This is a genomic window from Aeromicrobium sp. JJY06 (assembly GCF_044069275.1).
Classification (GTDB): Bacteria; Actinomycetota; Actinomycetes; order Propionibacteriales; family Nocardioidaceae; genus Aeromicrobium; species Aeromicrobium tamlense.
The window spans coordinates 2,149,421-2,176,414 of the sequence record NZ_JBIMRD010000001.1 but is presented as its reverse complement, the minus strand read 5'-3'; the positions used below and the strand labels follow the sequence as shown (position 1 = coordinate 2,176,414).

Annotated in this window: 24 protein-coding genes and 1 tRNA gene; 11 read left to right on the top strand and 14 right to left on the bottom strand. The window is 71.8% G+C overall.

Features of this window, described 5'->3' with window-relative positions:
* Nucleotides 1-27: 27 nt before the first annotated feature.
* The 7 genes from thrB to ACGWYL_RS10620 all read right to left on the bottom strand — a co-directional run bounded on the left by thrB (nt 28) and on the right by ACGWYL_RS10620 (nt 8,342).
* The gene (thrB, locus tag ACGWYL_RS10650; RefSeq protein ID WP_395487151.1) at nt 28-906 is read right to left on the bottom strand and encodes a homoserine kinase; all 879 of its coding nucleotides are present in this window, start codon (nt 904-906) and stop codon (nt 28-30) included.
* A complete protein-coding gene (gene thrC, locus ACGWYL_RS10645) occupies nt 903-1,967 on the bottom strand; it encodes a threonine synthase (RefSeq protein ID WP_179425567.1) in 1,065 nt (354 codons plus the stop codon). Before thrC ends, thrB begins: the two co-directional genes overlap by 4 nt.
* Entirely contained in the window at nt 1,967-3,289 is a 1,323-nt protein-coding gene (locus tag ACGWYL_RS10640; RefSeq protein WP_395487150.1) for a homoserine dehydrogenase, read from the bottom strand. The genes thrC and ACGWYL_RS10640 overlap by 1 nt, the downstream gene beginning before the upstream one ends.
* A gap of 91 nt (nt 3,290-3,380) precedes the next feature.
* The gene (locus tag ACGWYL_RS10635; RefSeq protein ID WP_395487149.1) at nt 3,381-4,724 is read right to left on the bottom strand and encodes an MFS transporter; all 1,344 of its coding nucleotides are present in this window, start codon (nt 4,722-4,724) and stop codon (nt 3,381-3,383) included.
* 152 nt (nt 4,725-4,876) lie between these two features.
* Nucleotides 4,877-6,271, bottom strand: coding sequence for a diaminopimelate decarboxylase (gene lysA / locus ACGWYL_RS10630; RefSeq protein WP_269306156.1), 1,395 nt, complete (start codon nt 6,269-6,271; stop codon nt 4,877-4,879).
* A gap of 2 nt (nt 6,272-6,273) precedes the next feature.
* The gene (argS, locus tag ACGWYL_RS10625) at nt 6,274-7,938 is read right to left on the bottom strand and encodes an arginine--tRNA ligase (RefSeq protein ID WP_269306155.1); all 1,665 of its coding nucleotides are present in this window, start codon (nt 7,936-7,938) and stop codon (nt 6,274-6,276) included.
* A gap of 23 nt (nt 7,939-7,961) precedes the next feature.
* Nucleotides 7,962-8,342: a response regulator gene (locus ACGWYL_RS10620; RefSeq protein WP_395487148.1), complete on the bottom strand. Its 381-nt coding sequence runs from the start codon at nt 8,340-8,342 to the stop codon at nt 7,962-7,964.
* A gap of 55 nt (nt 8,343-8,397) precedes the next feature.
* Here ACGWYL_RS10620 and ACGWYL_RS10615 point away from each other — a divergent pair.
* The 6 genes from ACGWYL_RS10615 to ACGWYL_RS10590 all read left to right on the top strand — a co-directional run bounded on the left by ACGWYL_RS10615 (nt 8,398) and on the right by ACGWYL_RS10590 (nt 12,594).
* Nucleotides 8,398-8,472, top strand: a tRNA-Arg gene (locus ACGWYL_RS10615).
* A 117-nt stretch (nt 8,473-8,589) separates the two neighbouring features.
* Nucleotides 8,590-9,033: a MarR family winged helix-turn-helix transcriptional regulator gene (locus ACGWYL_RS10610; protein WP_395487147.1), complete on the top strand. Its 444-nt coding sequence runs from the start codon at nt 8,590-8,592 to the stop codon at nt 9,031-9,033.
* Entirely contained in the window at nt 9,030-9,659 is a 630-nt protein-coding gene (locus ACGWYL_RS10605; RefSeq protein WP_395487146.1) for a hypothetical protein, read from the top strand. Before ACGWYL_RS10610 ends, ACGWYL_RS10605 begins: the two co-directional genes overlap by 4 nt.
* Before the next feature lie 80 nt (nt 9,660-9,739).
* Entirely contained in the window at nt 9,740-10,660 is a 921-nt protein-coding gene (locus ACGWYL_RS10600) for an ABC transporter ATP-binding protein (protein ID WP_269306148.1), read from the top strand.
* A complete protein-coding gene (locus tag ACGWYL_RS10595) occupies nt 10,657-11,505 on the top strand; it encodes an ABC transporter permease (RefSeq protein WP_269306146.1) in 849 nt (282 codons plus the stop codon). Before ACGWYL_RS10600 ends, ACGWYL_RS10595 begins: the two co-directional genes overlap by 4 nt.
* A 51-nt stretch (nt 11,506-11,556) precedes the next feature.
* A complete protein-coding gene (locus ACGWYL_RS10590; RefSeq protein ID WP_269306143.1) occupies nt 11,557-12,594 on the top strand; it encodes a GNAT family N-acetyltransferase in 1,038 nt (345 codons plus the stop codon).
* Nucleotides 12,595-12,597: 3 nt separating this feature from the next.
* On the opposite strand, the gene ACGWYL_RS10585 is transcribed toward ACGWYL_RS10590, so the two are convergent.
* The 3 genes from ACGWYL_RS10585 to ACGWYL_RS10575 form a co-directional block, all read right to left on the bottom strand.
* A complete protein-coding gene (locus ACGWYL_RS10585; protein WP_179425582.1) occupies nt 12,598-12,858 on the bottom strand; it encodes a hypothetical protein in 261 nt (86 codons plus the stop codon).
* 80 nt (nt 12,859-12,938) lie between these two features.
* Nucleotides 12,939-15,053, bottom strand: a complete 2,115-nt coding sequence (locus ACGWYL_RS10580) for a thiamine pyrophosphate-dependent enzyme (protein WP_395487145.1) — start codon at nt 15,051-15,053, stop codon at nt 12,939-12,941.
* The gene (locus tag ACGWYL_RS10575) at nt 15,053-15,784 is read right to left on the bottom strand and encodes an MBL fold metallo-hydrolase (protein WP_269306139.1); all 732 of its coding nucleotides are present in this window, start codon (nt 15,782-15,784) and stop codon (nt 15,053-15,055) included. The genes ACGWYL_RS10580 and ACGWYL_RS10575 overlap by 1 nt, the downstream gene beginning before the upstream one ends.
* Nucleotides 15,785-15,909: 125 nt before the next feature.
* Here ACGWYL_RS10575 and ACGWYL_RS10570 point away from each other — a divergent pair, with 125 nt between their 5' ends.
* The 3 genes from ACGWYL_RS10570 to ACGWYL_RS10560 all read left to right on the top strand — a co-directional run bounded on the left by ACGWYL_RS10570 (nt 15,910) and on the right by ACGWYL_RS10560 (nt 20,514).
* Nucleotides 15,910-16,356: an OsmC family peroxiredoxin gene (locus ACGWYL_RS10570; protein ID WP_179425589.1), complete on the top strand. Its 447-nt coding sequence runs from the start codon at nt 15,910-15,912 to the stop codon at nt 16,354-16,356.
* A gap of 146 nt (nt 16,357-16,502) precedes the next feature.
* Nucleotides 16,503-20,330 carry a multifunctional oxoglutarate decarboxylase/oxoglutarate dehydrogenase thiamine pyrophosphate-binding subunit/dihydrolipoyllysine-residue succinyltransferase subunit gene (locus ACGWYL_RS10565; RefSeq protein WP_269306137.1) on the top strand — a complete coding sequence of 1,276 codons (3,828 nt, stop codon included), beginning with the start codon at nt 16,503-16,505 and terminating at the stop codon, nt 20,328-20,330.
* Nucleotides 20,331-20,337: 7 nt separating this feature from the next.
* The gene (locus ACGWYL_RS10560; protein ID WP_179425593.1) at nt 20,338-20,514 is read left to right on the top strand and encodes a DUF6104 family protein; all 177 of its coding nucleotides are present in this window, start codon (nt 20,338-20,340) and stop codon (nt 20,512-20,514) included.
* 127 nt (nt 20,515-20,641) lie between these two features.
* On the opposite strand, the gene ACGWYL_RS10555 is transcribed toward ACGWYL_RS10560, so the two are convergent.
* The 3 genes from ACGWYL_RS10555 to ACGWYL_RS10545 form a co-directional block, all read right to left on the bottom strand.
* Nucleotides 20,642-21,610, bottom strand: a complete 969-nt coding sequence (locus ACGWYL_RS10555; RefSeq protein ID WP_395487144.1) for a zinc-binding dehydrogenase — start codon at nt 21,608-21,610, stop codon at nt 20,642-20,644.
* 82 nt (nt 21,611-21,692) lie between these two features.
* Nucleotides 21,693-22,907 carry an NADP-dependent malic enzyme gene (locus ACGWYL_RS10550; protein WP_179425597.1) on the bottom strand — a complete coding sequence of 405 codons (1,215 nt, stop codon included), beginning with the start codon at nt 22,905-22,907 and terminating at the stop codon, nt 21,693-21,695.
* 117 nt (nt 22,908-23,024) lie between these two features.
* Nucleotides 23,025-23,420, bottom strand: a complete 396-nt coding sequence (locus tag ACGWYL_RS10545) for a hypothetical protein (RefSeq protein ID WP_179425598.1) — start codon at nt 23,418-23,420, stop codon at nt 23,025-23,027.
* A gap of 179 nt (nt 23,421-23,599) precedes the next feature.
* Here ACGWYL_RS10545 and ACGWYL_RS10540 point away from each other — a divergent pair, with 179 nt between their 5' ends.
* Nucleotides 23,600-23,851, top strand: coding sequence for a WhiB family transcriptional regulator (locus ACGWYL_RS10540; RefSeq protein WP_179425600.1), 252 nt, complete (start codon nt 23,600-23,602; stop codon nt 23,849-23,851).
* 6 nt (nt 23,852-23,857) lie between these two features.
* Here ACGWYL_RS10540 and ACGWYL_RS10535 read toward each other — a convergent pair whose 3' ends face one another.
* A complete protein-coding gene (locus ACGWYL_RS10535) occupies nt 23,858-25,252 on the bottom strand; it encodes a sensor histidine kinase (protein WP_179425602.1) in 1,395 nt (464 codons plus the stop codon).
* Nucleotides 25,253-25,303: 51 nt separating this feature from the next.
* On the opposite strand from ACGWYL_RS10535, the gene ACGWYL_RS10530 reads away from it, so the two are divergent.
* Nucleotides 25,304-26,992 (top strand): acetolactate synthase, encoded by a 1,689-nt coding sequence (locus tag ACGWYL_RS10530; RefSeq protein WP_269306130.1) that lies wholly within the window; start codon nt 25,304-25,306, stop codon nt 26,990-26,992.
* The last annotated feature ends 2 nt before the right edge of the window (nt 26,993-26,994 follow it).

The window sequence follows — 26,994 nt, the reverse complement described above, 5'->3', positions numbered from 1 at the left end:
CTCCGACCAGTTCACTGTAACACGCACTCACGGCGCGACGTGGGCACCTTCGGGCGACACGCGCAGCTCGCGTCGCGCCCATCCGGACGGGGTCCAGTCCTCGAGTCCGTGCGCGAACGCCAGCACCGTGGGGCCGGCCCCGGAGATCACCGCGGGCACCCCCTCGACCCGCAGCTGACGGACCAGCTTGTACGAGTCGGGCATGGCCTCGGCACGGTACGTCTGGTGCAGCCGGTCCTCGGTGGCCGAGATCAGCCGCTCGGGCGCGGTGGTCAGTGCCGCGACCAGCAGGGCGGCGCGACCGGCGGTGAAGGAGGCGTCGGCGTGCGGCACGCTCTCGGGCAGCAGGCCCCGGGCGACCGACGTCGCGACGGGCTCGGGCGGCACGAAGACCGTGACGTCCGCCTCCACGTCGAGCCGCTGCGTCTCGGCGGCCGCTCCCTCGATCCACGAGATCGTGAAGCCGCCGAACAGGGCAGGGGCGACGTTGTCGGGATGGCCCTCGAGGTCGTTCGCCAGGCCGAACATCGTGCGGTCGTCCATGCGGTCCTCGCCGCCGACGACGAGCGCGCGCGCCAGCACCAGGCCGGCGGCGATCGCCGCCGCGGACGAGCCGAGGCCGCGACCGTGCGGGATCGTGTTGCGGCAGGACAGGTGCAGGCCGGCCGGCTTCTCGGCCAGCAGGTCGAACGCGGCGTCCATGGCGCGGTAGAGCAGGTGGGTCTCGTCGCGGGGCACCTCGTCGGCGCCCTCGCCCTCGATGTCGAACGTCAGGCCCGACGTGGTGACCTCGGCCGTGACCTCGTCGAACCAGCTCAGCGCCAGGCCGAGGGAGTCGAAGCCGGGGCCCAGGTTGGCGCTCGTCGCCGGGACCCTGACGGTGACCGGCACGTCGACGAACGTCATGCGAGACCGGCCGCCTCCGCGGCCGCGTGCACGTCGGCGTCGATCACCGTGTCGACGACCGAGCCGATCTGCGACAGCGGGGTGTCGATGTCCTTGAGGCCGTGGCCCGTGACGGTGATCGAGATGGTCAGGCCGGTGGGCACGTCGCCCGCCTCGACCGCGGCCAGCAGGCCGGCGACGCCCGCCGCGGAAGCGGGCTCGACGAAGATGCCCTCGTGACGGCCGAGCTCGCGCTGGGCGTGCAGGATCTGCTCGTCGGAGACGGCCTCGATGCGGCCGCCCGACTCGTCGCGGGCGTTCTCGGCGAGGGTCCACGAGGCGGGGTTGCCGATGCGGATCGCGGTGGCGATGGTCTCGGGGTTCGCGACGACCCGCCCGCTCACGAGCGGCGCGGCGCCGGCGGCCTGGAAGCCCCACATCTGCGGACGCGAGCTGGCGACGCCGTCCTCGTGGTACTCGACGAAGCCCTTCCAGTACGCGCTGATGTTGCCCGCGTTGCCGACGGGCAGCACGTGGATGTCAGGAGCCTTCCCGAGGACGTCGACGATCTCGAACGAGGCCGTCTTCTGGCCCTCGAGACGCATCGGGTTGACCGAGTTCACGAGCGCGACCGGGTACTCCTTGGCGAGTCCGCGCGACATGTTCAGGCAGTCGTCGAAGTTGCCGCGGACCTGGATGATGTCGCCGCCGTGCATGACCGCCTGGGCCATCTTGCCGGCGGCGATCTTGCCCTGCGGGACGAGCACGATGGGCGTCAGCCCCGCCCGCGCGGCGTAGGCGGTCATGGAGGCGGAGGTGTTGCCGGTGGAGGCGCACACGACGGCCTTGGCGCCCTCGGCGAGGGCCGCGCTGATCGCGGTGGTCATGCCGCGGTCCTTGAAGGAGCCGGTGGGGTTGTTCCCCTCGACCTTGACGAAGACGTCGCCGCCGACCAGACCCGACAGCCACGCCGAGTGGACGAGCGGCGTGCCGCCCTCCCCCAGCGACACGGCGGTCGCTCCGGCGTCGAGCGGGATGCGGTCCCGGTACTCCTCGATGACTCCGCGCCACGGGCTGGCCATCACGACACTCCTTCGACTCGCATGACCGACGAGACCCCGCACACCATCTCCAGCTCGCGAACCTGTCGCACGGTGGCCGCCAGGGCGGCGTCGTCGGCCTCGTGGGTGACGACGACGAGCTGGGCGTCGCCGCCGCGGCCCTCCTGGCGGACCGTCTTGATCGAGACGTCGTGGACGGCGAAGGCCTCCGCGACGGCGGCCAGCACGCCCGGACGGTCCTCGACGTCGATCTGGACGTGGTACCGCGTGCGGGCCCGGCCCATGTCGAGCACCTCGACCTGCGCGTGCGCGGTCTCGCCCGGGCCGAAGACGCCGTCGACGCGGTGGCGGGCGACGGTGACGACGTCGCCCAGGACCGCGCTCGCGGTGGGCGCTCCGCCGGCCCCGGGGCCGTAGAACATGAGCTGGCCGGCGGCCTCGCTCTCGACGAAGACCGCGTTGTAGGCGCCGCGGACGCTGGCCAGCGGGTGGGTCGACGGGATCATCGCGGGGTGCACGCGGACGGAGACCGCGGTGCCCGCGGGGTCGATCTCGCAGATCGCGAGCAGCTTGACGACCGAGCCGATCTCGCCGGCCGAGCGCACGTCGGCCGCCGTGACCTCGGTGATGCCCTCGCGGTGCACGTCGCCGATCGTGACGCGCGTGTGGAAGGCCAGGCCGGCCAGGATCGCGGCCTTGGCGGCGGCGTCGAAGCCCTCCACGTCGGCCGTGGGGTCGGCCTCGGCGAAGCCCAGCCGCTGCGCCTCGTCGAGGGCCTCGTCGAAGCCGGCGCCGGTGGTGGTCATCGCGTCCAGGATGAAGTTGGTGGTGCCGTTGACGATGCCCAGCACGCGCTCCACCTTGTCGCCGGCGAGGGACTCGCGCAGCGGGCGGACGATCGGGATGGCACCGGCCACGGCGGCCTCGTAGTAGAGGTCGCGCTCGGCCTTGACCGCCGCCTCGTAGAGGGTGTCGCCGTCCTCGGCGAGCAGCGCCTTGTTGGCGGTGACGACCGACGCGCCGCTCTCGAGGGCCGCCAGGATCAGCTCGCGGGCGGGCTCGATGCCGCCGATGACCTCGATGACGACGTCGAGGTCGCCGCGGGTCACCAGCGCCTTGGCGTCGGTGGTGAACAGGTCGGACGGGAGGTCGAGGTCACGTGCACGGTCGAGGCGGCGGACGGCGATGCCCACCAGCTCGACGGGGGCGCCGACGCGGCGACCCAGCTCCTCGGCGTCGCGGACGAGGAAGCGGGCGACCTCTGTGCCGACGACGCCACAACCGAGCATCGCGATGCGGATCGGGCGGGCTCCGGCAGGAGCCTCGGGCGAGGTCGTGGTCACCCGAGCAGCCTATCGGCCGCCGGACGCCGCCAGACCCGGGAGGGCGAAGGATGGGACGGGCCCACCGCGCAGGCGGGTCCGCCCCTCGACCTCACGACTCGCGCAGGCGTCCGCTGAGGACGACCGCGCCGAGGGCCACGAGCGGCGCGACGCCGAGGACGACCGCGAACGCCTCCTCGCTCGAGCGTGTGAGCAGCGCGGCGAAGACCGCACTGCCCAGCGCCAGTCCCATCGCCTGGACGACGGCGTCGTTCGTCTGCATCGCGGCGCTCGCCGCGCCGTGCTCCCCCGGCGGCGCGGTCTCGAGCAGCAGCACCGAGAGCGTCGAGGTCGCCATGCCCATCCCGAGGCCGGCCAGCGGCCACAGCAGCACGAGCGCCGTCAGCGGCAGCGCCTCGACGAGGACCAGGACGCCCGCCAGGCTGCCGATCGCGACCAGGGTGGTCCCGATCCGGACGCGCCGGTGCTTGTCGGCGAGCGCGGGCACGTTGGCGGCCAGCCACGAGCCGCTGAACCACAGCACGGCGCCACCGGTGAGGAACATGCCGCCCTGCGTCGGGGTGAGGCCGCGGTGCTCCACGAGCGCCAGGGGCAGGTACGCCTCGACGCCGAAGAACGCCAGGGAGACGACGCCACGAGTCGCGATGACCGTCGGCAGGCCGCGGCGGCCGGTCCACGTGCCCGCGGGGAGCAGGGGCGGGACGACGAGGACCGCGGTCACGAGACCGAGCAGCAGCAGGGCCCACCAGCCGTCGAAGCCGCGCTGGCCGGCCACGCTCACCGCCAGGACGGCGAGCGCGCCCAGGCTCGCCAGCCCGACGCGACGGGCGCTGAGACGGACGTCGGACTGCGCGCCGGGGGTGCCGAGCGCCGGCGTCAGCAGCCCGGCCGCCAGGAGCGCCGGGACGATGGCGCCGAGGACGGCCCAGTGCCAGCCGAAGGTCTCGGCGACCCAGCCGGCGACCGGCGGGCCGACGAGCGCGGGCAGCACCCACGCCGAGGTGAGGACGACGAACACGCGCGGGCGGATGTGCTCGGCGAACGCCTGCCCGACGAGCACGTAGAGCGCGACGGTGGTCAGGCCCGAGCCGAGGCCCTGCACGGCCCGCCCGACGACGAAGACCTCCATCGTCGAGGCGGTGCCCGAGACGACGAGGCCGACGACGAAGCCGGCGACGCCGGTCAGCAGCGGGACGGTGGGTCCCTCGCGGTCGCACCACGGCGCCGAGACCGTCATCGTGACCACCGACGCCGCGAGCATGACGGCGAACGAGACGCCGACGAGCGACAGGCCGTCGAGGTCCGCCGCCACGAGCGGCAGGGCGGTGGCGATCGCGTAGGACTCGAAGGCGAAGAGGAACGCCGTGGCGAAGACGCCGGCCACGACCGCGCCCTGCGGGCCGGTCCACAGCCGCTCGCGCGTCACCGTGCTCATCGGTGGGTCTCCTTCGGGACGGGGACGTGGAGTCCTCCGTGGTGGTGCAGGCGTACGGCGCGCATCGCTCTCCTTCAACGGGTTCGACGCCAGCCAACAACCTCAACCGCGGTTGAGGTCAAGCCGGCGCCGACCCGGCGCTCCGTACGGGTTCAGTCGACGTCGAGCGCGAGGAGGTCGTCCTCGGTCTCGCGGCGCAGGATGAGGCGCGCCTCGCCGTCGCGCACGGCGACGACCGCGGCCCGGGGCACGTGGTTGTAGTTGCTGGCCAGCGAGCGGCAGTAGGCGCCCGTGCCCGGCACGGCGAGCAGGTCGCCCGCGGCGATGTCGGACGGCAGGAACTCGGACTTCACGACGATGTCGCCGGACTCGCAGTGCTTGCCCACGACGCGGGCGAGGACCGGACGGGCGTCCGACGCGCGCGACGCGAGCGTGCACGAGTAGTCGGCGCCGTAGAGCGCGGGCCGGATGTTGTCGCTCATGCCACCGTCGACCGACACGTACATGCGCGAGCCGCCGCCGTCCAGACCGACGGCCTTGGTCGTGCCGATCTCGTAGAGCGTGAACGTGGACGGGCCGGCGATCGCGCGACCGGGCTCGATCGACAGCTGCGGGAGGTCGATCCCCAGCGCCGCGCACTCGTCGGTGACGATCTTGACGATCTCGCGGCCGAGGTCCTCGGGGGCGCGGGGGTCGTCCTGCGTCGTGTAGGCGATGCCGAAGCCGCCGCCGAGGTCGAGCTCGGGGGCGGTGACGCCCAGCTCGCGCGCGATCTGGTCGTGCAGGCGCAGGACGCGGCGCGCGGCCACCTCGAAGCCGTCGGTGACGAAGATCTGCGAGCCGATGTGCGAGTGCAGGCCCAGGAAGTCGAGGCCGTCGGCCGCGAGCACCCGGCGCACGGCCTCCAGCGCGGCGCCGTCGGAGATCGAGAAGCCGAACTTCTGGTCCTCGTGCGACGTGGAGATGTACTCGTGGGTGTGCGCCTCGACGCCGGCGGTGACGCGCACCATCACGGGCGCGCGCACGTCGAGCTCGGCGCTGAGCGCGGCGAGCCGCTCGATCTCCTCGAACGAGTCGATGACGATGCGGCCCACGCCGACCTCGAGGGCCCGGCGCAGCTCGGCGACCGACTTGTTGTTGCCGTGGTGGCCGATGCGGGCGGGCGGGAAGCCGGCGCGCAGCGCGACCGCCAGCTCTCCCCCGGTGCACACGTCGAGGTTGAGGCCCTCCTCGGCGATCCAGCGGGCCGTGGCCACGCACAAGAACGCCTTCCCGGCGTAGTAGACGTCGGCGTCGGGGAACGCGTCGCGGAACGCACGCGCCCGCGAGCGGAAGTCGTCCTCGTCCACCACGTAGAGCGGGGTGCCGAACTCCTGGGCCAGCTCGGCCGCCGTCTCGCCGGCGACCGTGAGGACGCCGTCGACCTTGCTGACGTTGGCGGACCACAGGTGCGGGACGAGCTCGTTCGCGTCGTCGGGCTCGCGCAGCCACTCGGGGCCACGGGTGCCGGCCTGGCCGTGGAGGGCTCCAGCCTCGTGCGATCGCATCGTCACATCCGTTCCGGCGCCGAGACGCCCAGCAGGCCGAGTCCGTTGGCGAACACCTGACGCGTGGCGGACACCAGCACGAGGCGGGCGCGGTGCGTGTCGGTGGCCTCCTCGTCGCCCTGAGGCAGGACGCGGCACACGTCGTAGAACTTGTGGAAGGTCGAGGCCGTGTCCTCGAGGTAGCGGGCCACACGGTGCGGCTCGCGCAGCTCGGCGGCGCGCTGGACGACGCGCGGGAACTCCGCGAGCGCCCGCAGCAGGTCGCCCGCGCGCTCCTCGACGAGCAGCGACGGGTCGAACGCGCCGAGGTCGGCCGTGAGACCCAGGTCGGCGCCGTTGCGCAGGATCGACGACAGCCGCGCGTGCGCGTACTGGACGTAGTAGACGGGATTGTCGTTGCTGGCGCTGGCCCACAGGTCGAGGTCGAGGTCGATCGTGGAGTCGGTGGAGTACCGGGCCAGGGCGTACCGCGCCGCGTCGACGCCGATCGCGTCGACGAGGTCCTCCAGCGTGATGACGGTGCCCGCACGCTTGCTCATCCGCAGCGGCTGGCCGTCGCGCAGCAGGTTGACCATCTGGCCGATGAGGATCTCGAGGTTGACGCCCGGCTCGTCGCCGAACGCGGCGCACATCGCCATCATCCGCGAGACGTAGCCGTGGTGGTCGGCGCCGAGCATGATGATCGCCCGGTCGAAGCCACGCTCGCGCTTGTCGAGGTAGTAGGCCAGGTCGCCCGAGATGTAAGCCGGCTTGCCGTCGGACTTGATGACGACGCGGTCCTTGTCGTCGCCGTAGTCCGACGTGCGCAGCCACTGCGCGCCCTCGGACTCGTACATCTTGCCCAGCTCGGTGAGGCGGGCGATCGCGCGATCCACGGCGCCGGTCTCGTGCAGGTGGTTCTCGTGGAAGAAGACGTCGAAGTCGACGCCGAAGTCGTGCAGGCTGCCCTTGATCTCGGCGAACATCTGCTCGACGCCCTCGGCGCGGAACAGCTCGGCGGCCTCGTCGTCGGGCAGCGCGGCGGCATCCGGGTGGTCCTCGACGATGCGGGCGGCGATGTCGTGGATGTACTGGCCGCCGTAGCCGTCCTCGGGGGCGTCCTCGCCACGCGCCGACGCCAGCAGGGACCGCGCGAAGCGGTCGATCTGCGCGCCGTGGTCGTTGAAGTAGTACTCGCGGGTGACGTCGCCGCCACTGAACTGCAGCAGTCGGCCCAGCGAGTCGCCGACGGCCGCCCAGCGGACGCCGCCGATGTGGATCGGGCCGGTGGGGTTCGCGCTGACGAACTCGAGGTTGATCCGCTGGCCCGCGTAGAGGTCGTTGCGGCCGTAGCCCTCCCCCGCGTCGAGCACGACGCGGGCGATCTCACCCTGGGCGCCGGCGGCGACGCGGATGTTGAGGAAGCCCGGACCCGCGACCTCGGCGCCGGCGATCCCGTCGTCCGTGGCCAGCTCGGCGGCGAGCAGCTCGGCGAACTCGCGCGGGTTCATGCCGGCCTTCTTGCCCAGTTGCATCGCGATGTTCGTGGCGTAGTCGCCGTGCTCCTTGACCTTCGGTCGCTCGACGCGGACCTGGGTGGGAACCGGGTCGGGAAGGGTCACGCGGCCGGCGTCCACGAGGGATGTCAGGGCCGCGACGATGGCGTCGGAGAGCTGGTCGGGGGTCACCGACACAGCCTATCGGCGTCGGTCTACGCGCGGGATTGCAGGACCCGGCGCACGGTCTCGACGAGGTTGTCGGGGTCGAACGGCTTCGTGACGTAGTCGTCGACGCCCGCGGCCGCGGCCCGGTTGAGGTCGATCTGCTGGCTCTGGGTGGACACCATCACCAGTCCGATGCCGGCGTAGCGCTGGTTCGAGCGGATGCGCATGATCGCGGTGACGCCGTCCATGCGCGGCATCATCATGTCCATCGTGATGACGTCGGGCAGGGTCTCGAGGTCGCGCAGGGTGTCCAGGCAGTCCTGGCCGTCCTCGGCCTCGATCACGTCGAAGCCGGCCAGCTCGAGGTTGGTGCGGATGAGGAAACGGATGGACGCCGTGTCGTCGACGACCAGCACGGTGGGGGGCACGGGGTCAACGCTACCGGTGCGCTACCTTGGTTCTCGCGACGTCACGCCGTGAAAGGCCCCCGTAGCTCAGGGGATAGAGCACCGCCCTCCGGAGGCGGGAGCGCAGGTTCGAATCCTGCCGGGGGCACCACGCAGCACGAGAAGCAGCGCAGCACCAGGATCCGTCCCGTCTCGGGGCGGATCCTCTTGCTTTTCTCCGGGGTCCGCCAGTCATTGAAGTCACTACATCGTGAAGTAGACTCATCACATGGAGTCCCGCGCCACGTCCGTGCTCGACAAGCTGCTGCTGCTGTCGAGCCTGATGTCGACCGACCTGACCCGGTTCGAGCAGGAGTCGGGTCTCACCACGGCCCGCACGCACCTGCTCTGGGTCCTCGGACTGTCCGGGCCCAGCACCCAGCAGGCGCTCGCCGCCGCGCTCGACGTGACGCCGCGCAACGTCACGGGTCTCGTGGACGGGCTCGTGGGATCGGGGCACGTCACGCGCGAGCCCCACCCCACGGACCGCCGCGCCATCCTCGTGACCCCGACCGCGCGGGGCTGTCGGGCGATCGACGACCTCAGGTCGAGTCACGCCGACCTGGCCGTTCAGCTCTTCGGGGACGTCCCCGACACGCGCCTGACCACCTTCGAGTCCACGCTCGACGAGACCATCGCGACCTTCCGCCGCCTGATGGAGGAGGCCACGTGAGCGGGCGAGGGCTCCTCCACCTCGGTCGGGAGGCCGTGCTGATGGAGCTCGCGCTGTACCGCTCGCTCGGGCGCTGGATCGCCCGTCGGCCCGACGTGCCGGACGGCGCCACTCCCCTCCGCTACGCCCAGCTCGTCGGACCGATGCTGTGGCTGTGGATCCTCGGCTCGGCCACCGAGACGGTCGCGGTCGAGCTGGTCCTGCGGCACGTCGACGCCGGCTGGGCCGAGGCGATCCGGCTCCCGCTGCTCGTGCTCGGCATCTGGGGCGTGCTGTGGATGCTCGGCATGCTCGCGTCCTACCGCGTGCGGCCGCACCTCCTGGAGGCGGATCACCTGCGCGTCCGCAACGGTGCCCGCACGTGGGTCGACGTCCCGCTGGCCGCGCTGACGCGCGCCCGCTCGGTCGAGCACGAGCTCCCGGGGACCATCCGAGCCGTGCACCACGAGGACGGCCTGCTGCTGGTCGGCGTCAGCGGCCGGACGAACCTCGAGCTCGACCTCGGCGGCCCCACGGTGCTGCGCTCGTCGCGGGGCGAGGTCACGGCGGACCGCGTCGGCCTGTGGGTCGACGAGCCGCGCGACGTCGCGCGGGAGCTGGCCTCACGGATCGCCGTGCGCCCCTGATCGAGCCCCCGCCTCGACCTTGTTGCGCGTGGCGCACGCGTACTAGGTTCGGACGAACACCTTCGACCGAGAGCGAGTCCGTGGACCCAGCCCCTGCGCAGAACCCACCCGTCGTCACCGCAGCCGACCTGCGGATGTCCTACGGCGAGAAGGAGGTGCTGAAGGGGCTCGACTTCGAGGTCCGGCGCGGCGAGGTCGTCGCGCTGCTGGGCCCGAACGGAGCCGGCAAGACCACCACGATCGAGATCCTGGAGGGCTTCCGCAAGCCGTCGGACGGCGACGTGCGCGTGCTCGACGCGGTGCCGCTGACCGCCGACGAGGCCTGGCGCTCGCGTGTCGGCGTCGTGCTGCAGTCGTGGCGCGACCACGGCCGGTGGAAGGTGCGCGAGCTGCTCGAGCAGTTCGGCTCCTACTACGCGCCGTACGCCACGCCCGGCCGCGAGCGGCCGTACGACACCGACGACCTGCTCGACCGCGTCGGCCTCACGCCGCAGGCCGACGCGAAGGTCAAGTCCCTCTCGGGCGGCCAGCGCCGGCGGCTCGACGTCGCGATCGGCATCGTCGGTCGGCCCGAGGTGCTGTTCCTCGACGAGCCCACCGTGGGCTTCGACCCGGTGGCCCGGCGCGACTTCCACGCGCTCGTCGACCGGCTCAGCGACCTCGAGGACACCACGATCCTGCTCACGACCCACGACCTCAACGAGGCCGAGAAGCTGGCCGACCGGATCCTGATCCTCAATCACGGCCGTATCGTGGCCGACGGCAGCGCCGCCTCGCTCGCCGAGCAGATCTCGGGCACCACCGAGGTGCGCTGGACCCAGCACGGCACGACGCACGCGCAGACCACCGCCGACGGCACCGCGTTCGTGCGCGAGCTCCTCGCGAGCCACCCCGACGGCATCGCCGACCTCGAGGTGCGGCGGTCGACCCTGGAGGACACCTACCTGGCCATGGTCGCCCGGCACGAGGAGTCCGACAAGCAGCAGGAGGTGCCGGCATGAGCGCATCCGACGTCGCCGTCCGGTCGGGCCTGAGGCGTGGCTGGATCGAGTTCCGCAACAGCCTGCGCGCCCCTGAGGACCTCACGTACTACGTGTTCCTCAACGGCATCCTCGCGCTGGTGCTGTACCTCAACCGCAACAACATGATCGAGGACGCCGACATCAGCGTGGCCCACTTCATCGTGCCCAACGCGCTCGCGATGATGGTGGTCTTCGGCGCCGCCTACGGACTGGCCACGGCGGTCACCACCGAGCGCGAGGACGGCACCCTGCTGCGCGCGAAGAGCGTGCCGCACGGCATGCGCGGCTACGTGGTCGGGCAGTCCGCCCGGGTCACGTACGAGACCGTCTTCGGCTCGGCGATCATCCTCGTCGCCGCCACCGTGCTCATCGACGGACTCTGGCACCGCGGCGTCCTCGGCCTCCTGGGCGTGGTCGGCCTGATCGTGCTCGGCCTGCTCGCCTGCGCGCCGATCGGCTTCGTGCTGGGCTCGATCTTCAAGAACCCGCGCTCGGTGGGCGGCTGGGGCATGGTCGTCATCGGCGCGCTCGTCTACGCCTCGGGCATCTTCAGCACCGGCGGACTGCCCCGCTGGGTGGAGGTCATCGGCCAGCTGTTCCCGCTGCACTGGCTCGCCGCGGGGATGCGTGCGGCCCTGCTCCCGGACTGGGCGGCGACGCTCGAGCCGGGCGGCGAGTGGCGGGTCTGGCAGGCGGTCGCGGTGCTGACCGTGTGGACCGTGATCGGGCTCGTCCTTGCGCCACGGCTGCTGCAGCGGATGGCCCGCCGCGAGTCCGGATCGGCCGTCGCCGCACGGCGCGACAAGGCCCTCACCCGCGTGTGACCTTCCCCCGTGGGGGCGACGCCCGGAGTCGCTTCCACCACAATGGACCCGATGCCCGACACCACGAGCGCGACCCACGACGACCTGCCGACCCTCCCGAGCCCGTGGCGTGCCCGGGTTCCCGGGTACTCCGACATCGACGCCCTCGTGGCCCTCAGACGGCTCGACGAGCTCCAGGGCACCGGTGAGGCGCACGTCGATCCGGCGGGCATCGAGTCCGAGGTCGCCGGCCAGGCCTCGTGGACCCGGCGCCAGCTCGTGGCCGTGGGCGAGGACGACGTCCCCCGCGCCTGGATCACGGTGCACGACCGCGCCGCGGGCCGTGCCCTCATCTGGGGCTACTTCGACCGCGACGTGCCCGAGATCGACGCGATCGCCGCGGCGTTCTACCGCTGGGCCGAGTCCGCGGCCGTGACGATGGCGCGCTTCCGCGGGATCAGCGCCACGCGGCTCGACGAGAGCCCGTTCGCCAGCGACACGCGCCAGGCCGGATGGCTCATCGACGCCGGCTACGCCAAGCGCCGCACGTGGTTGCACATGGAGCGGCCCGTCACCCCCGACGAGGCCTCGCTCGAGCCACGCGCCGGCGTCACGGTGCGGCCGGTCGAGCGGCACGAGAACGGGATGCCGGTGGCCTCCGACCTGCAGGTCGTCCACCAGATGCTCGAGACGTCGTTCCAGGACCACTTCAACTCGTACCGCGAGAGCTTCTCGGAGTTCGTCCAGCGGATGCGCGAGGACCCCGCGCACAGCTGGGACCATTGGTGGCTCGCGTACGTGGACACCGACGATGGCCATCACGTGCCCGCGGGCACGGTCGTGTGCTCGTCGAGCGCGGCGCCCGAGGGCGGCACGCAGGGCACGTACGTAGAGTACATCGGCGTCACGCGCGCCGCCCGGGGTCGCGGCGTGGCCAAGTCGCTGCTCGCCACGGTGATCGCCGACGCCGCCCGCAACGGTCGCGACCGCGTGTCCCTCGAGGTCGACGCGGACTCCCCCACGAAGGCCGACGAGCTCTACCGGTCACTGGGCTGGGAGACGGACTACGTCACCGAGTCCTGGTTCAAGGACCTCGACCTCGGCGTCTGACGCTCAGCTCCCGGCGGGACTGGTGCGCTCGCGCAGCCACGAGGTGGTGCCGGGCTCCAGGCCGCGCAGCTTCGGCGTGCGGTCGACCGGTGTCACGATGAGCGCGGCGTCGTCGGGCAGCGACCACTTGATCGCGTGGTAGACGACCGACAGCGTCTCGGAGCTCTCGACCAGCAGCAGCCCCGGCGCGATCGTCCGCGCCTCCACCCACGGCCCCTCGAGGTCCTCGGGCTCCCGCTCCGTCCACGCCAGGTACACGCTCACGCGACCATCCTGTCGGCCTCCGGGCGCCCGCGCACGGGGCCGCCGATTCCCCGGCACCGGTCAGCGCCGGACCTGAGGCGTCAGGCCATCAGGCCGAGGGCGGCGCGGACGATCTCGTCCTCGCCCAGCAGGACCTGGTCGGAGGCGGGGCCGAGGGGGATGAAGCTGTCGGCGCTCGCGACGCGGGCGATGCGGCCCGGGTGGCGGGCGGCGACGAGGGCGCTGACGACGCCCTCCCCCACGCCGCCGGAGTGTCGCGTCTCGTCCACGACGAGCACGCGGTCGAAGCCGCGGCAGGCGTCGACGATCTGCTCCTCGGGCAGCGGCGCGAGCCAGCGCAGGTCGACGACGGTGGCCTCGACCCCCCGCCGACGCAGTTCCTCCACGGCTCGCCGGCTCATGAACGTGCCGTTGCCGAAGGTCAGGATCACGAGGTCGCGACCGTCGCCGTGCACCCCGACCTCGCCCGGGGCGATCACCGCGTCCTCGGACGGCGGGGCGGTCCACAGGCCGTCGCCGTCCTCGTGAAGGTCGCGCGAGTGGTACCGCGCGATGGGCTCGAGGTAGACGCAGACCCGACCCTCGCGCGCCAGCCGGTGGCAGGCGCGCAGCAGGCCGGGCGCGTCGGCGGGGTGGCTCGGCACCGCCAGCACCAGGCCGGGGATGTCGCGCAGCACGGCCACGGAGTTGTCGTTGTGGAAGTGGCCGCCGAAGCCGCGCTGGTAGGCCAGTCCGGCGATGCGCACCACCATGCCGTTGCGGTACTGCCCCGCGGAGAAGAACGCGAGCGACGCAGCCTCGCCACGCAGCTGGTCCTCCGCGTTGTGCAGGTAGGCCAGGTACTGGATCTCCGGGATCGGCACGAAGCCCGCGAGCGCGGTGCCCAGCCCGGTGCCCAGGATCGTCTGCTCGTCGAGGAGGGTGTCGAAGACCCGCTGACCGCCGAACCGCTTGCGCAGTCCGCGGGTGACGCCGTAGACGCCGCCCTTGACCGCCACGTCCTCGCCGAACAGCAGGGTCTCGGGATGGTCCTCCAGCAGCTCCCCGAGCGTCGCGTTGATCGCCTGCGCCAGCGTGCGCCTGGATCCCTCGACCTCACGCCCCGGCACGGAGTCGAACCGCGGCAGCGCGAGCGGCGCGACGACGGCTGCGCGCGAGTCGAGTCGCGGCTCGCCGATGATCTCCTCGGCCTGCGCCATGACGCCGCGCCGCGTGCTCTCGTAGGCGTCGAGGGCCTCGGCGCCGGTCATCGCTCCTGCGTCGACGAGGGCGCGCGCCGTGGCGACGATCGGGTCGCGGTCGTAGTCGGCCTCGATCCGCTTGCGCGTGCGGTACGCGACCTCGGCGTCGGACCCCGCGTGGCCGAGGAACCGCACGGTGGAGAGGTGCAGTACCCCGGGGCTGCGGCTCGACCGGACGGCGTCGAGGGCGTCCTGCGTCTGGCGCAGCAGCCCGACGGGGTCGTCGCCGTCGGCCGCGCGGTACGCAATCCCCGGCAGGCCCTCGAGCATGGCGCCGGGCCAGCCCTCGGGCGAGGCCGTGCTGATGCCGATGCGGTTGTCCTCGCACACGAACAGCACGGGGCAGGCGAGCCCTCGGTGGGTCAGGTAGGCCGCGGCGTTGAGTGCGCCGACCGCCGTGGAGTGGTTGACCGAGGCGTCGCCGAAGCTGCACAGCACGACGGCGTCCTCGGGCCAGGCCGTGTGACGCCCGAGCCGGCGCGCGAAGCCCAGCCCGAGCCCGAGCCCCACTGCCCGCGGCAGGTGCGAGCTGATCGTGGAGGTCTGCGGGACGATGCTCAGCGCCGGGTGCCCGAACACCTTGTGCCGCCCGCCCGACATCGGGTCGCTGCGCGCGCTGGTGAGGCTCTGCAGGATCGCCCGCACGCCGTCGTCGCGGCCCGACTTCGCCGACCGCGCGGCGTACAGCCCGCCGGATCGGTAGTGCAGCAGGGCCGGGTCGCTCACCTCGGACAGCAGGCCGAGCGCCGCGTTGCTCTCGTGGCCGGCGGAGCCGATCGTGTAGTGCCCCTCGCCGCGTCCCTGCAGCCAGCGCGCCGCGAAGTCGAGGTGGCGGCTCTGCACCTGCGCCGCGAAGAGGTGGCGCAGCGCCACCACGTCGACGTCGCGGGCGGCCTCCGGGTCCGGCTGCAGTCCAGGCAGGGTGCGGACGACGTACTCGTCGATGGTCTCCATCAGACGCTCAGCGCCTCGCCGACCGCACGCGCGATCGGGACGTGGGCCGCGGGACCGTGGCCAGGCAGGACGAGGTCGGCGTCGAGCAGCGCGAGGTCCGGCAGCGTGGCCCGCAGTCGCGCCGTGTCGTGGTGGAAGAACGCGTCGATCGCCTGGGGCCCCTCGACCGGGCTCAGCGAGTGCCCCGTGACGAGCGCGTCACCCGTGGCGACGGCGCGCTGGGCCGGGAAGTGCAGGGCGATGTGTCCCGAGGTGTGCCCGGGCAGCGACACCGGGACGGGCGAGCACGGGAGGTCGAGCGGCTGCCCCGGCACGACGGCCTCGACCGTGTCGACGTGCGGGTGGCCCGACGCGCCGAGGCGCGCGATGCCGAGCGCCCAGCGCAGCACGCGCGGACGCCACGCGCGCAGCAGGACGTCGGTGGTGGTGGCGCTCTCGACGCGCTCGCCCCGCAGCATCGGCATCTCGTCGGCGCCCGCCAGCACGCGCACGCCGCGCGCCGAGAGGGCCGGCATCGAGCCCGTGTGGTCGACATGGTTGTGGGTCACCACGAGCGCCTCGACCTGCTCCATCGTGACGCCCGCGCGCCGCACGGACTCCTCGAGGAGGCCCGCCTGGCCCGGGTAGCCGCAGTCGACCAGCGCGGCGCGGTCGCCCTCCACCAGGACGATCCAGTTGACGTACTCGGTGCGGGCGAACCAGATCCCGTCGGCAACCTCGGTGACCTCCACGGCTCGAACCTAGGAGGCCGCGCAGGCGCTGTCCACGGACGCGCCGTGCGGACCCGCCGAAACGTGGTTAGCGTCGAGAGGGAACCACCACGTGAGCACCACACCCCGAGCCACAGGAGGCCCTCATGCCCACTCGCACCGCACGCACCGCCTGGGACGGCGGCTTCGAGGACGGATCCGGCCAGGTCGAGCTGACGTCGTCCGGCCTGGGCACCTTCGAGATGTCGTTCCCCAAGCGCTCGTCCGACGACGGTGGCGGCGCCACCAACCCCGAGGAGCTCATCGCGGCCGCGCACTCGGCCTGCTACACGATGCAGTTGACCGCGCTGCTGGGCCGCGCGGGCGCCACGGTCAACGCCGTCGAGACGTCGGCCGACGTCACGCTGGGCCCCGATCCCGACGGCGGGTTCCGCATCACCCGCATCAACCTCACCGTGCGCGCGGAGGCCGAAGGCATCGACGACGCGGAGTTCCAGCAGGTGGCCGAGGAGGCCAAGGAGACCTGCCCCGTGAGCAAGGCGCTCGACGGCGTCGACGACATGGGTCTCGACGCCACCCTCGAGACGCTCTAGAGCCTCGCGCCGGTCCCCGGCGCGAGGTTACCGACGGGTTCTGCGACCTGCCTGCGACCCTGTGGGCGAGCGCGTTACCCTGTCTTGAGTCCACCATCCGTGCGCGATCACGCGAGCGATTTTCCCCGGAAGAGGCGATTCAGGCCGTGGCCGAGTCCTCCCCCACCGCGTCGGCGACCGACGCTCCCCACCCCGACTTCGGCAGCAACGAGTGGCTGGTCGAAGAGATGTACGACCAGTTCACCGCCGACCCGTCCTCGGTCGACGCCGAGTGGGCCGACTTCTTCCGCAAGGGCGGCTACGGCGCCAACGGCGCCGCCTCGTCCGAGTCGAAGACGGCCGGGTCGTCGACGACGGCCGAGAAGCCCGCCCCGAAGTCCGAGTCCTCCGAGACCCGCACCGACGAGCCGGCGATCGAGCCGTCGCAGCAGCAGGCCGAGAAGCCGGCCACGCCGCAGAAGGCTCCCTCGGCGCGTGCCGCCGAGGAGAAGAACCCGCCGGCCCCGGCCGCCGCCCCGACCTCGCCGAAGCCCGCCGCCAAGGAGCAGCCCGCGAAGGCGCAGCCCGCCGCGGCCAAGTCCGCCGCGCAGGACAAGCCCGCCGAGACCCCCACGGGTCCTGGTGAGGTCGAGAAGGTCGTGCTGAAGGGCGCCTCGGCGCGCACCGCGACCAACATGGACGCCAGCCTCGCGGTCCCCACCGCCACCAGCGTCCGCTCGGTGCCGGTCAAGCTGCTGTTCGACCAGCGCGTCGTCATCAACAACCACCTCGCCCGCGCTCGCGGCGGCAAGGTGTCGTTCACGCACCTCATCGGCTACGCGGTCGTCAAGGCCGTCGCGGCCATGCCCGAGATGAACACCGGCTTCGAGTACAACGAGAAGGGCAAGCCGGTCCAGCTCAACCCCGAGCACGTGAACTTCGGCCTGGCCATCGACGTGCAGAAGGCCGACGGCTCGCGCCAGCTCATGGTGCCAAACATCAAGGCCGCCGAGACGATGGACTTCGCGCAGTTCTGGCGCGGCTACGAGACCATCGTGCGCAAGGCCCGCGACAACAAGCTCGAGGTCAGCGACTTCCAGGGCACCACCGTCAGCCTGACGAACCCCGGCGGCATCGGCACCAACCACTCGGTGCCGCGCCTCATGGCCGGCCAGGGCCTCATCGTCGGCGTCGGCTCGATGGACTACCCGCCGGAGTTCCAGGGCGCGTCCGAGGACACCCTCGCGCTCATGGCCGTCTCGAAGATGATGACGCTGACGTCCACGTACGACCACCGCGTCATCCAGGGCGCGCAGTCGGGCGAGTTCCTGCGTCGCGTGCACCAGCTCCTGCTGGGCGCCGAGGGCTTCTACGACGAGATCTTCACCTCGCTGCGGATCCCCTACGAGCCGATCCGCTGGGCGCAGGACATCTCGGTCCGCCACGACGACGACGTCGACCGCCAGGCGCGCGTCCTCGAGCTGATCCACTCGTTCCGCGTGCGCGGCCACCTCATGGCCGACACGAACCCGCTGGAGTACCGCCAGCGCACCCACCCCGACCTCGACATCGCGTCGCACGGCCTCACCCTGTGGGACCTCGACCGCGAGTTCCCGGTGGGCTCCTTCGGCAAGGCCTCGGGCAAGCGCTTCATGAAGCTGCGCGAGATCCTGGGCATCCTGCGCGACTCCTACGTCCGCACGATGGCCGTGGAGTACATGCACATCCAGGAGCCCGAGGAGCGCAGCTGGTTCCAGGAGCGCCTCGAGCGCCCGCACGTCAAGGAGCCCCGCGAGGAGCAGCTGCGCATCCTGCAGAAGCTCAACCAGGCCGAGGCCTTCGAGACCTTCCTGCAGACCAAGTTCGTCGGCCAGAAGCGCTTCAGCCTCGAGGGTGGCGAGACGATGGTCCCGCTGCTCGACGAGATCTGCGAGGGCGCCGCCGCCGACGGCCTCGAGGAGGTCTGCATCGGCATGGCCCACCGCGGCCGCCTCAACGTGCTGGTGAACATCGCCGGCAAGGACCCGGCCAACGTGTTCCGCGAGTTCGAGGGCAACATCGACCCGCGCACCGTGCAGGGCTCGGGCGACGTCAAGTACCACCTGGGCGTCGACGGCGAGTTCACCTCGGTCCGCGGCGACAAGATCAAGGTCTCGGTCGCGGCCAACCCGTCGCACCTCGAGGTCGTCGACCCGGTGCTCGAGGGCATCGCCCGCGCCAAGCAGGACGTGCTGAACCGCGGCGAGGAGTTCCCGGTCCTGCCGGTCCTCGTCCACGGCGACGCGGCGTTCGCCGGCCAGGGCGTCGTCGCCGAGACGCTCAACCTGTCGCAGCTGCGGGGCTACCGCACCGGCGGCACCGTGCACGTGATCGTGAACAACCAGGTCGGCTTCACCACGAGCCCGTCCTCGTCGCGCTCGTCGACCTACTGCACCGATGTCGCGCGCATGATCCAGGCGCCGATCTTCCACGTGAACGGCGACGATCCCGAGGCCTGCATCCGCGCCGCGCAGCTGGCCTACGAGTACCGCCGCACGTTCCACAAGGACGTCGTCATCGACCTCGTCTGCTACCGCCGCCGTGGCCACAACGAGGGCGACGACCCGAGCTTCACGCAGCCGCTGATGTACGACACGATCGAGAAGAAGAAGTCGGTGCGCAAGCTGTACACCGAGGCTCTCGTCGGTCGTGGCGACATCACGCTCGAGGAGGCCGAGGAGGCGCTCAAGGACTACCAGAAGCTGCTCGAGCAGAACCTGGCGAAGGTCAAGCAGGCGCAGCACGACCCCGGCTACACGCGCACCCCGGACTACCCGGAGAAGCCGTACGACGAGGAGCTGGTCACCGCGATCAGCGCCGACACGCTCAAGGCCATCTCCGACGCCTACACGAACGTGCCCGACGGCTTCACGGTCCACCCGAAGGTGCTGCCCCAGCTGCAGCGCCGCGCGGCCTCGATCACGGCCGGTCCCATCGACTGGGGCACGGGCGAGATCATCGCGATGGGCTCGCTGCTCGCCGACGGTCGCCCCGTGCGCCTCGTCGGCCAGGACTCGCGCCGCGGCACGTTCACCACCCGCTTCGCCACGATCATCGATCGCAAGGACGGAGCCGAGTGGACGCCGCTGCAGCACGTGGCCGACGAGCAGGCGTCGTTCTACGTCTACGACTCGCTGCTCTCGGAGTACGCGGCGCTCGGCTTCGAGTACGGCTACTCCGTGGCCCGTCCCGAGGCGCTCACGATGTGGGAGGCCCAGTTCGGCGACTTCGTCAACGGCGCCCAGTCCGTGATCGACGAGTACATCAGCTCCGGTGAGACCAAGTGGGGTCAGAAGTCGGGCGTCGTCCTGCTCCTGCCGCACGGCTACGAGGGCCAGGGCCCCGACCACTCGTCGGGCCGCATCGAGCGCTTCCTGACGCTCGCCGCGAACGACGAGATGACGATCGCCCAGCCGTCGACGCCCGCGTCGTACTTCCACCTGCTGCGTCGTCAGAACCTGCAGTCGCAGCACCGTCCGCTCATCGTCTTCACGCCGAAGTCGATGCTGCGCAACAAGCTCGCGGCCAGCCAGCCCGACGACTTCACCTCGGGCACGTTCCGCCCGGTGATCGGCGACGACACGGTCGACGCCGAGCGCGTGGAGAAGGTCATCCTGTGCTCCGGCAAGGTGACGTGGGACCTGCTGACCGAGCGCAAGAGCCTGGAGGGCGACAGCCCCCGCACGGCGATCGTGCGCCTCGAGCAGCTCTACCCGCGTCCGCTGGAGGAGATCAAGGAGGAGCTCGCGAAGTACCCCAACGCCCGCGAGATCCGCTGGGTCCAGGACGAGCCCGAGAACCAGGGCCCGTGGCCGCACGTCGCGCTCTACCTGCGCGACGCGCTGGGTCTGCCGATGACGCAGGTCACCCGCCCGGAGTCCTCGGCTCCGTCGGTGGGCTCGCACTCGGTGCACGTCACCGAGTTCAAGGACCTGATGAACCGCGCGTTCGCCTGATCGGTCGATGTACTTCACCGACCGGGGCATCGAGGAGCTGGCGGCCCGCCGCGGCGAGGAGGAGGTCTCCTTCGCCTGGCTGGCCGAGCAGCTGTCGATCTTCGTCGACCTGAACCCCGAGTTCGAGGTGCCCGTCGAGCGGCTGGCCACCTGGCTGGCCCGCCTCGACGACGACGAGGACTAGCCCGACCCGCAGCGCCTGCACCGCCCCGCCACCCGCGAGTGGCGCAGAACGGCCCGCCACTCGACGAGTGGCGGGCCTTCTTGCGCCACTCGGCGTCGGCCGGGCGCAGGGGCGCGGCTCGCGCGGCTCAGCGGGTCAGGACGATCTTGCCGAAGACGTCGCCGTCGATCACGCGCTGGAGGCCCTGTGCGGCGTCCTCCATGGCGATCTCCGCGTCGATGAGCGGCTTGGTGCCGGTGACGTCCATGAACTCGGCCAGGCGCCGCAGCTCGTCGCGGGTGCCCATCGTGGAGCCGTGGACGCGCATCTGCTGGAAGAAGATGCGGGTCAGCTCGGCGTGCGAGGGGGCGTCGCCCGACGTGGCGCCCGAGATGACGATCGTGCCGCCGGGGCGCATCGCGCGGACCGAGTGCGACCACGTGGCGGCACCGACGGTCTCCATGACCGCATCGACCTTGACTGGCAGCCGCGCACCTGACTCGAGGACCTCGTGGGCGCCGATCTCGAGCGCACGCCGGCGCTTGTCCTCGTCGCGGCTGGTCGCGAACACGCGAAAGCCCGCGGCCCGGGCCAGCGTGATCGCGGCGGTGGCCACGCCGCCGCCCGCGCCCTGCACGAGCACGGAGTCGCCGGGGTGCAGGTCGGCCTGCGTGAAGAGCATCCGGTAGGCCGTCAGCCACGCGGTGGGCAGGCACGCGGCCTCGGCCATCGACAGGCCCGCGGGCTTGGGCACCACGTTGCGCCTCGGCACGGCGACCTTCTCGGCGAACGTGCCCTGGTGGCGCTCCGACAGCAGCGAGCGGCGCGGGTCGAGCGTCTCGTCGCCGATCCAGTCCGGGTCGCTGATGACGGCGTGGACGATGACCTCGTTGCCGTCCTCGTCGAAGCCCGCCGCGTCGCAGCCCAGGATCATCGGCAGCGACTCCCCGCGCAGGCCGACGCCGCGCAGGCTCCACACGTCGTGGTGGTTGATCGACGCGGCCTTCACCGTGACCGTGGTCCAGCCGTCGGGGACCACCGGATCGGGCCGCTCCCCCACCACGAGGCCGTCCAGGGGGTTCTTCTTGTCCATCGAGGCGGCGTAGACGGCGAACACGGGCGATCTCCTGGGGTCGGGCGACAACTACCGCTGCGACCCTAACGGGGTCCGGCCGTGCTCGCCCGCGAGGGGCGTCCGATCAGTACGGGCGGCGAGCGAGGCCGTCGCGGCGCGCGGTGTCCGTCACGGCGCGGGCCACGGCCTGCGAGACGCGAGGATCGAACGGCGACGGGATGATGTGCGTCTCGGTCAGCTCGTCCTCGTCCACGAGGTCGGCGATCGCGCGCGCGGCCGAGAGCTTCATCGACTCGGAGATCTCGGTGGCGCGCACGTCGAGGGCGCCGCGGAAGATGCCCGGGAAGACCAGCACGTTGTTGAGCTGGTTCGGGAAGTCCGAGCGGCCGGTCGCCACGATCCGCGCGTGCCGGTGGGCGACGTCGGGGTGCACCTCGGGGTTCGGGTTCGCCAGCGCGAAGATGATCGCGTCGGGGGCCATGCGCGCGACGGCCTCCTCCGGAACCGTGCCGCCGGAGACGCCGATGTAGACGTCGGCGCCGTCGAGGGCGTCGGCGATGGTCCCGGGCCGGGCCCAGCCCGACGTCTCCTGCGCCAGCCACTGCTTGACCTCGTTGAGGTCGTCGCGCTCGGGCGTGATGACTCCGGCGCGGTCGGTGACGCTGATCTTGCGCACGCCGGCCGAGCGGAGGATCTTCGTGATCGCCACGCCCGCGGCTCCGGCACCGGAGATGACGACCTTGACCTCGTCGGGCTCGCGGTCGGTGAGGCGCAGCGCGTTGTAGAGGCCCGCGAGCACCACCACGGCCGTGCCGTGCTGGTCGTCGTGGAAGACGGGGATGTCGAGGCGCTCGATGAGGCGACGCTCGATCTCGAAGCAGCGCGGGCTCGAGATGTCCTCGAGGTTGACGCCGCCGAACGTGGGCGCCAGGCGCACGATCGTCTCGACGATCTCGTCGGTGTCGGTGGTGTCCAGCGCGATCGGCATGGCGTCGACGCCGCCGAACTGCTTGAACAGGATCGCCTTGCCCTCCATCACGGGCATCGCGGCGGCCGGGCCGATGTCGCCCAGGCCGAGCACGGCGGTGCCGTCGGTGATGACCGCGACGGTGTTGCCGACCCACGTGTACTGGTGCGCGACCTCAGGGTCGGCGGCGATCGCCTCGCAGACCTTGGCGACGCCGGGGGTGTAGGCCAGCGACAGGTCGTCGGCGTTCCCCACGGGTACCGTCGAGGTGACCTCCATCTTGCCGCCGCGGTGCAGCGAGAACACGGGATCGTCGTCGTCGGTGAGCGTCATGAGCAGGTCGGTGTCGATCGGGTCGATGTGGGTGGACATGGTTCCTCGCGCAGCAGGGGGTGATCAGGTGCGGGCGGCGCCGATCCGGCTGCCGGGTGCGGTGTCGTGCCGCGGGTGAGGACGGGGTGTGCCCCACCGTCCAGTCTCCCACACCGGTCATTCCCCGTGGTCGTCGGCCAGCGCCCGTCGCGCCGGGCCGGTGGCCAGGCAGGCGAGCACGACCAGCGCCGAGACCGCGATCGCGATCCCCACGGCGCGGTTGTCGCCGGTGTTCGCGTCGGGGTTGCGCAGGGACCACGCCAGCCCCAGGCCGATCAGCTGGGCGACCACCACGGGTCCCCGGGCGACGTGGGCACCGCGCACCAGGCCCACGGCCGCGGCCACGAGGCCGGCGCCGAGGATCAGCAGAAGCACCCCGATGCCCACGCCCACGGCGATGCGTCCGGGGACGAGTCCGGCCAGGTCGAGCACCGCCAACGCGATGAAGACCAGCCCCTGGAGGGCGACGACGACGGCGGCGATCCCGAGGGGGATGCGAGAGGACACAGGCACGCGCTCAGGCTAACGCGGCGCGAATGCAAGCATTTTCCACGTTACGAATATGTGACGTTTCCCTCAGGATCTGTCCGGGTACATCTGTTGTGGAGTGCGCAGAACCTTGCAAAACTGGTTGAGCGTGCGCCCCGGCGTACTCGATCCCCCCACGTAAGCTGCCCTAAGGAGTCATCCGCATGGATTGGCGTCATCGTTCGGCCTGTCTGGACGAAGATCCCGAACTGTTCTTCCCGATCGGCAACACGGGCCCGGCGATCCTCCAGGTGGAGGAGGCCAAGCTGGTGTGCCGCCGGTGCGACGTTCGCGACCAGTGCCTGCAGTGGGCTCTCGAGTCCGGCCAGGACCACGGTGTGTGGGGTGGCCTCAGCGAGGACGAGCGTCGCGCTCTCAAGCGCCGCAACGCGCGCGCCCGCATCAAGACCGCCTGATCGCCCTCACAGGCTGAAGGCGATCGTCACGGTCGTGCCGCCCGAGGGCATCGACTCGTAGTCGAGGTCGCCCTTCAGCTCGCCACGCACCAGCGTGGACACGATCGACAGGCCCAGGCTCAGTGTCGGGTCGAAGTCGTCCGGCAGCCCCCGTCCGTCGTCACTCACCCTCAGCCGGATCCGTCCGCGGATCCGGTTGACGGCCAGTGTCACGCGCCCACCCTCGGGTCCGAAGGCGTGCTCGGCAGCATTCTGCACCAGCTCGGTCAGCGTCATCGCCAGCGGGGTCGCGATCTCGGCGGGCACCAGCCCGAACGAGCCCACCCGCTCGGCCTTCACGACGCCGCCACCGACGTCCAGCACGGTGCGCAGCAGCGTGTCGGCGATCGCGTCGAACTCCACCGACTCGTCGAAGGACTGGCTCAGCGTCTCGTGCACGAGCGCGATCGAGCCCACCCGCCGCTCGGCCTCCTGCAGCGCCTCGCGCGCCGCGGGGATCTCCATCCGCCGGCTCTGGAGCCGCAGCAGGGCCGCGACGGTCTGCAGGTTGTTCTTCACCCGGTGGTGGATCTCGCGGATCGTGGCGTCCTTCGAGACCAGCTCGCGCTCGCGCAGTCGTAGCTCGGTCACGTCGCGCAGCAGGATGAGCGAGCCCGTGGCCGCTCCCCCGCTGCGCAGCGGCATGATCCGCAGCAGCATCGACGCACCCGACGCCTCGATCTCGGCCTCGGTCTCGCCGGCTCCGAACAGCGTGGAGAACGGGCGGTCGGCGTCGTTGCCGATGAGGTACGTCGTGACGTCGATCAGGTCGGCGCCCTGGAGGTCGCCCACGTAGCCGAGCCGACGGTACGCCGACAGCGCGTTGGGGCTCGCGTACAGCACGCGGCCCTCCGCGTCGGTGCGGACGAAGCCGTCGCCCACCCGCAGCGAGTCGGCCAGCTCGGACGGCACGCCCGGCAGCGGGAACTCGCCGCGCTGGATCATCTCGAAGAGCTCGTCGCTGGCCCGCTGGTAGGCCGACTCGAGGGCGCTCGCGGTGCGGCGGTCGGTGACGGGGCGGCGCTTGACGATCACGCCGATGCGTCGGCCGGCCCACATCACCGGCACGGCGGCCTGCGTGATCGAGGTGCCATCGGCGAGCCGCTCGTCCTCGACCGCGGTCAGGTCGCGCGGGACGAAGGTGCCCACCACGTCCTCCAGCAGGGTGGTCGGGCCCGTGGTCGGACGGATCTGCGCCGCCGCCCACATGCCCTTCTCCTCCGCGTCCTCCACCCACAGGACCAGGTCGCTGAACGACAGGTCGGCGACGATCTGCCAGTCGGTGACCAGCAGCTGCAGCCGGTCGATCTGTGCCGTGGTCAGCGCGGTCTGCGCGTCGGCGATGTCTTCGAAGGAGGGCACGTTCCGAGACTAGGGCTCCGCTGGAAGCGACTCGCGGGTAACCTGCGTCACATGACCGAAGACCAGCAGCAGGACGCCGCGTTCCCGGAGCCCACCGGACCGCACGGCGGCCACCACGCACTCGACGTCGCGCGGGCCCACGGAGCCGAGGCGATGTTCACCCTCTCGGGCGCCCACATCTTCCCGATGTACGACGCCGCCGTGAAGTCCGACGAGCCGATGCCGATCATCGACGTGCGCCACGAGCCCTCCGCGGTCTTCGCCGCCGAGGCGATCGGCAAGCTCACGCGCACGCCCGGTCTCGCGGTGCTCACGGCCGGCCCCGGCGTGACGAACGGCGTGAGCCCGGTGGCGCAGGCCTACTTCTCGGGCGCTCCCCTCGTGGTCGTCGGCGGCCGCGCCGCGCAGTCGACGTGGGGCACCGGCACGCTGCAGGAGCTCGACCACCCGCCGATCTTCGAGACCATCACGAAGTCCGCCACGACGGCCAAGAGCCTGGCCGACATCGCGCCGGTCGTCGACGAGGCGTTCACCCTCGCCGGCTCGTCGCACCGCGGCCCCACGTTCGTCGACATCCCGATGGACGAGTTCTTCAACTCCGGCCCGGTCACGCACGTGTCGAGCGGCCCCTCGACCGAGCGGATCGAGCCCGACCCCGACGCGGTCGCGTCGGTCGTGCGCCTGCTCGCCGAGTCCCGGCGTCCGGTCGTGATCCTGGGCAGCGACGTGTGGTCCGACCACGCCGAGGAGGCCGCCCTGCGCTTCGTGCAGGAGTCCGGCATCCCCGCGATCGCCAACGGCATGGGCCGCGGCATCGTCCCCGGCGGACACCCGAACCTCGTCACGAAGGCACGCTCGAAGGCCCTCGGCACCGCCGACCTCGTCGTGGTCGTCGGCACCCCGCTCGACTTCCGCCTCGGCTTCGGCCGGTTCGGTGGCAAGGAGGGCGGCGACCCCGCCGTCACGGTCCACATCGGCGACTCCCCCGGCCAGGTCTCCACCCACGCGTCGCTCGGCGCGTCGGCGGCCGGTGACCTCACCACGATCTTCGACGCGCTCCTCCAGGGACTCCAGTCCGGCACCAGCCGGCCCGACTGGTCGCCGTGGCTGAGCGAGCTGCAGGACGTCGTCGCGGCGGCCGTCCAGCGCGACGCGGCGCTGCTGACCGCCGAGGCCGACCCGATCCACCCCGCGCGGATCTACGGCGAGCTGCTGCCGCGGCTGGCCGACGACGCGGTCGTGATCGGCGACGGCGGCGACTTCGTGTCGTTCGCGGGCAAGTTCGTCGAGCCGCAGCGGCCCGGCGGCTGGCTCGACCCGGGCCCGTACGGCTGCCTCGGAGCCGGACTGGGCGCGGCGATGGCGGCCCGCATCGCGCGGCCCTCGAGCCAGGTCGTCCTGCTGATGGGCGACGGCGCCGCCGGCATGTCGATCATCGACGTCGACACGCTCGTCCGCCACGACCTGCCGGTCGTCATGGTGGTGGGCAACAACTCCGCCTGGGGTCTGGAGAAGCCCCCGATGCAGATGCTCTACGGCTACGACGTCGCGGCCGACCTCGCCCCGAACACGCGCTACGACCAGGTGGTCCAGGCGCTGGGCGGCGGCGGCGAGTTCGTCACCGACCCGAAGGAGATCGGCCCGGCGCTCGACCGCGCGTTCGCCTCGGGCGTGCCGTACCTGGTCAACGTCGCCACCGACGTGAACGCGCTCTACCCGCGCAACACGATGGGCGTCTGAGC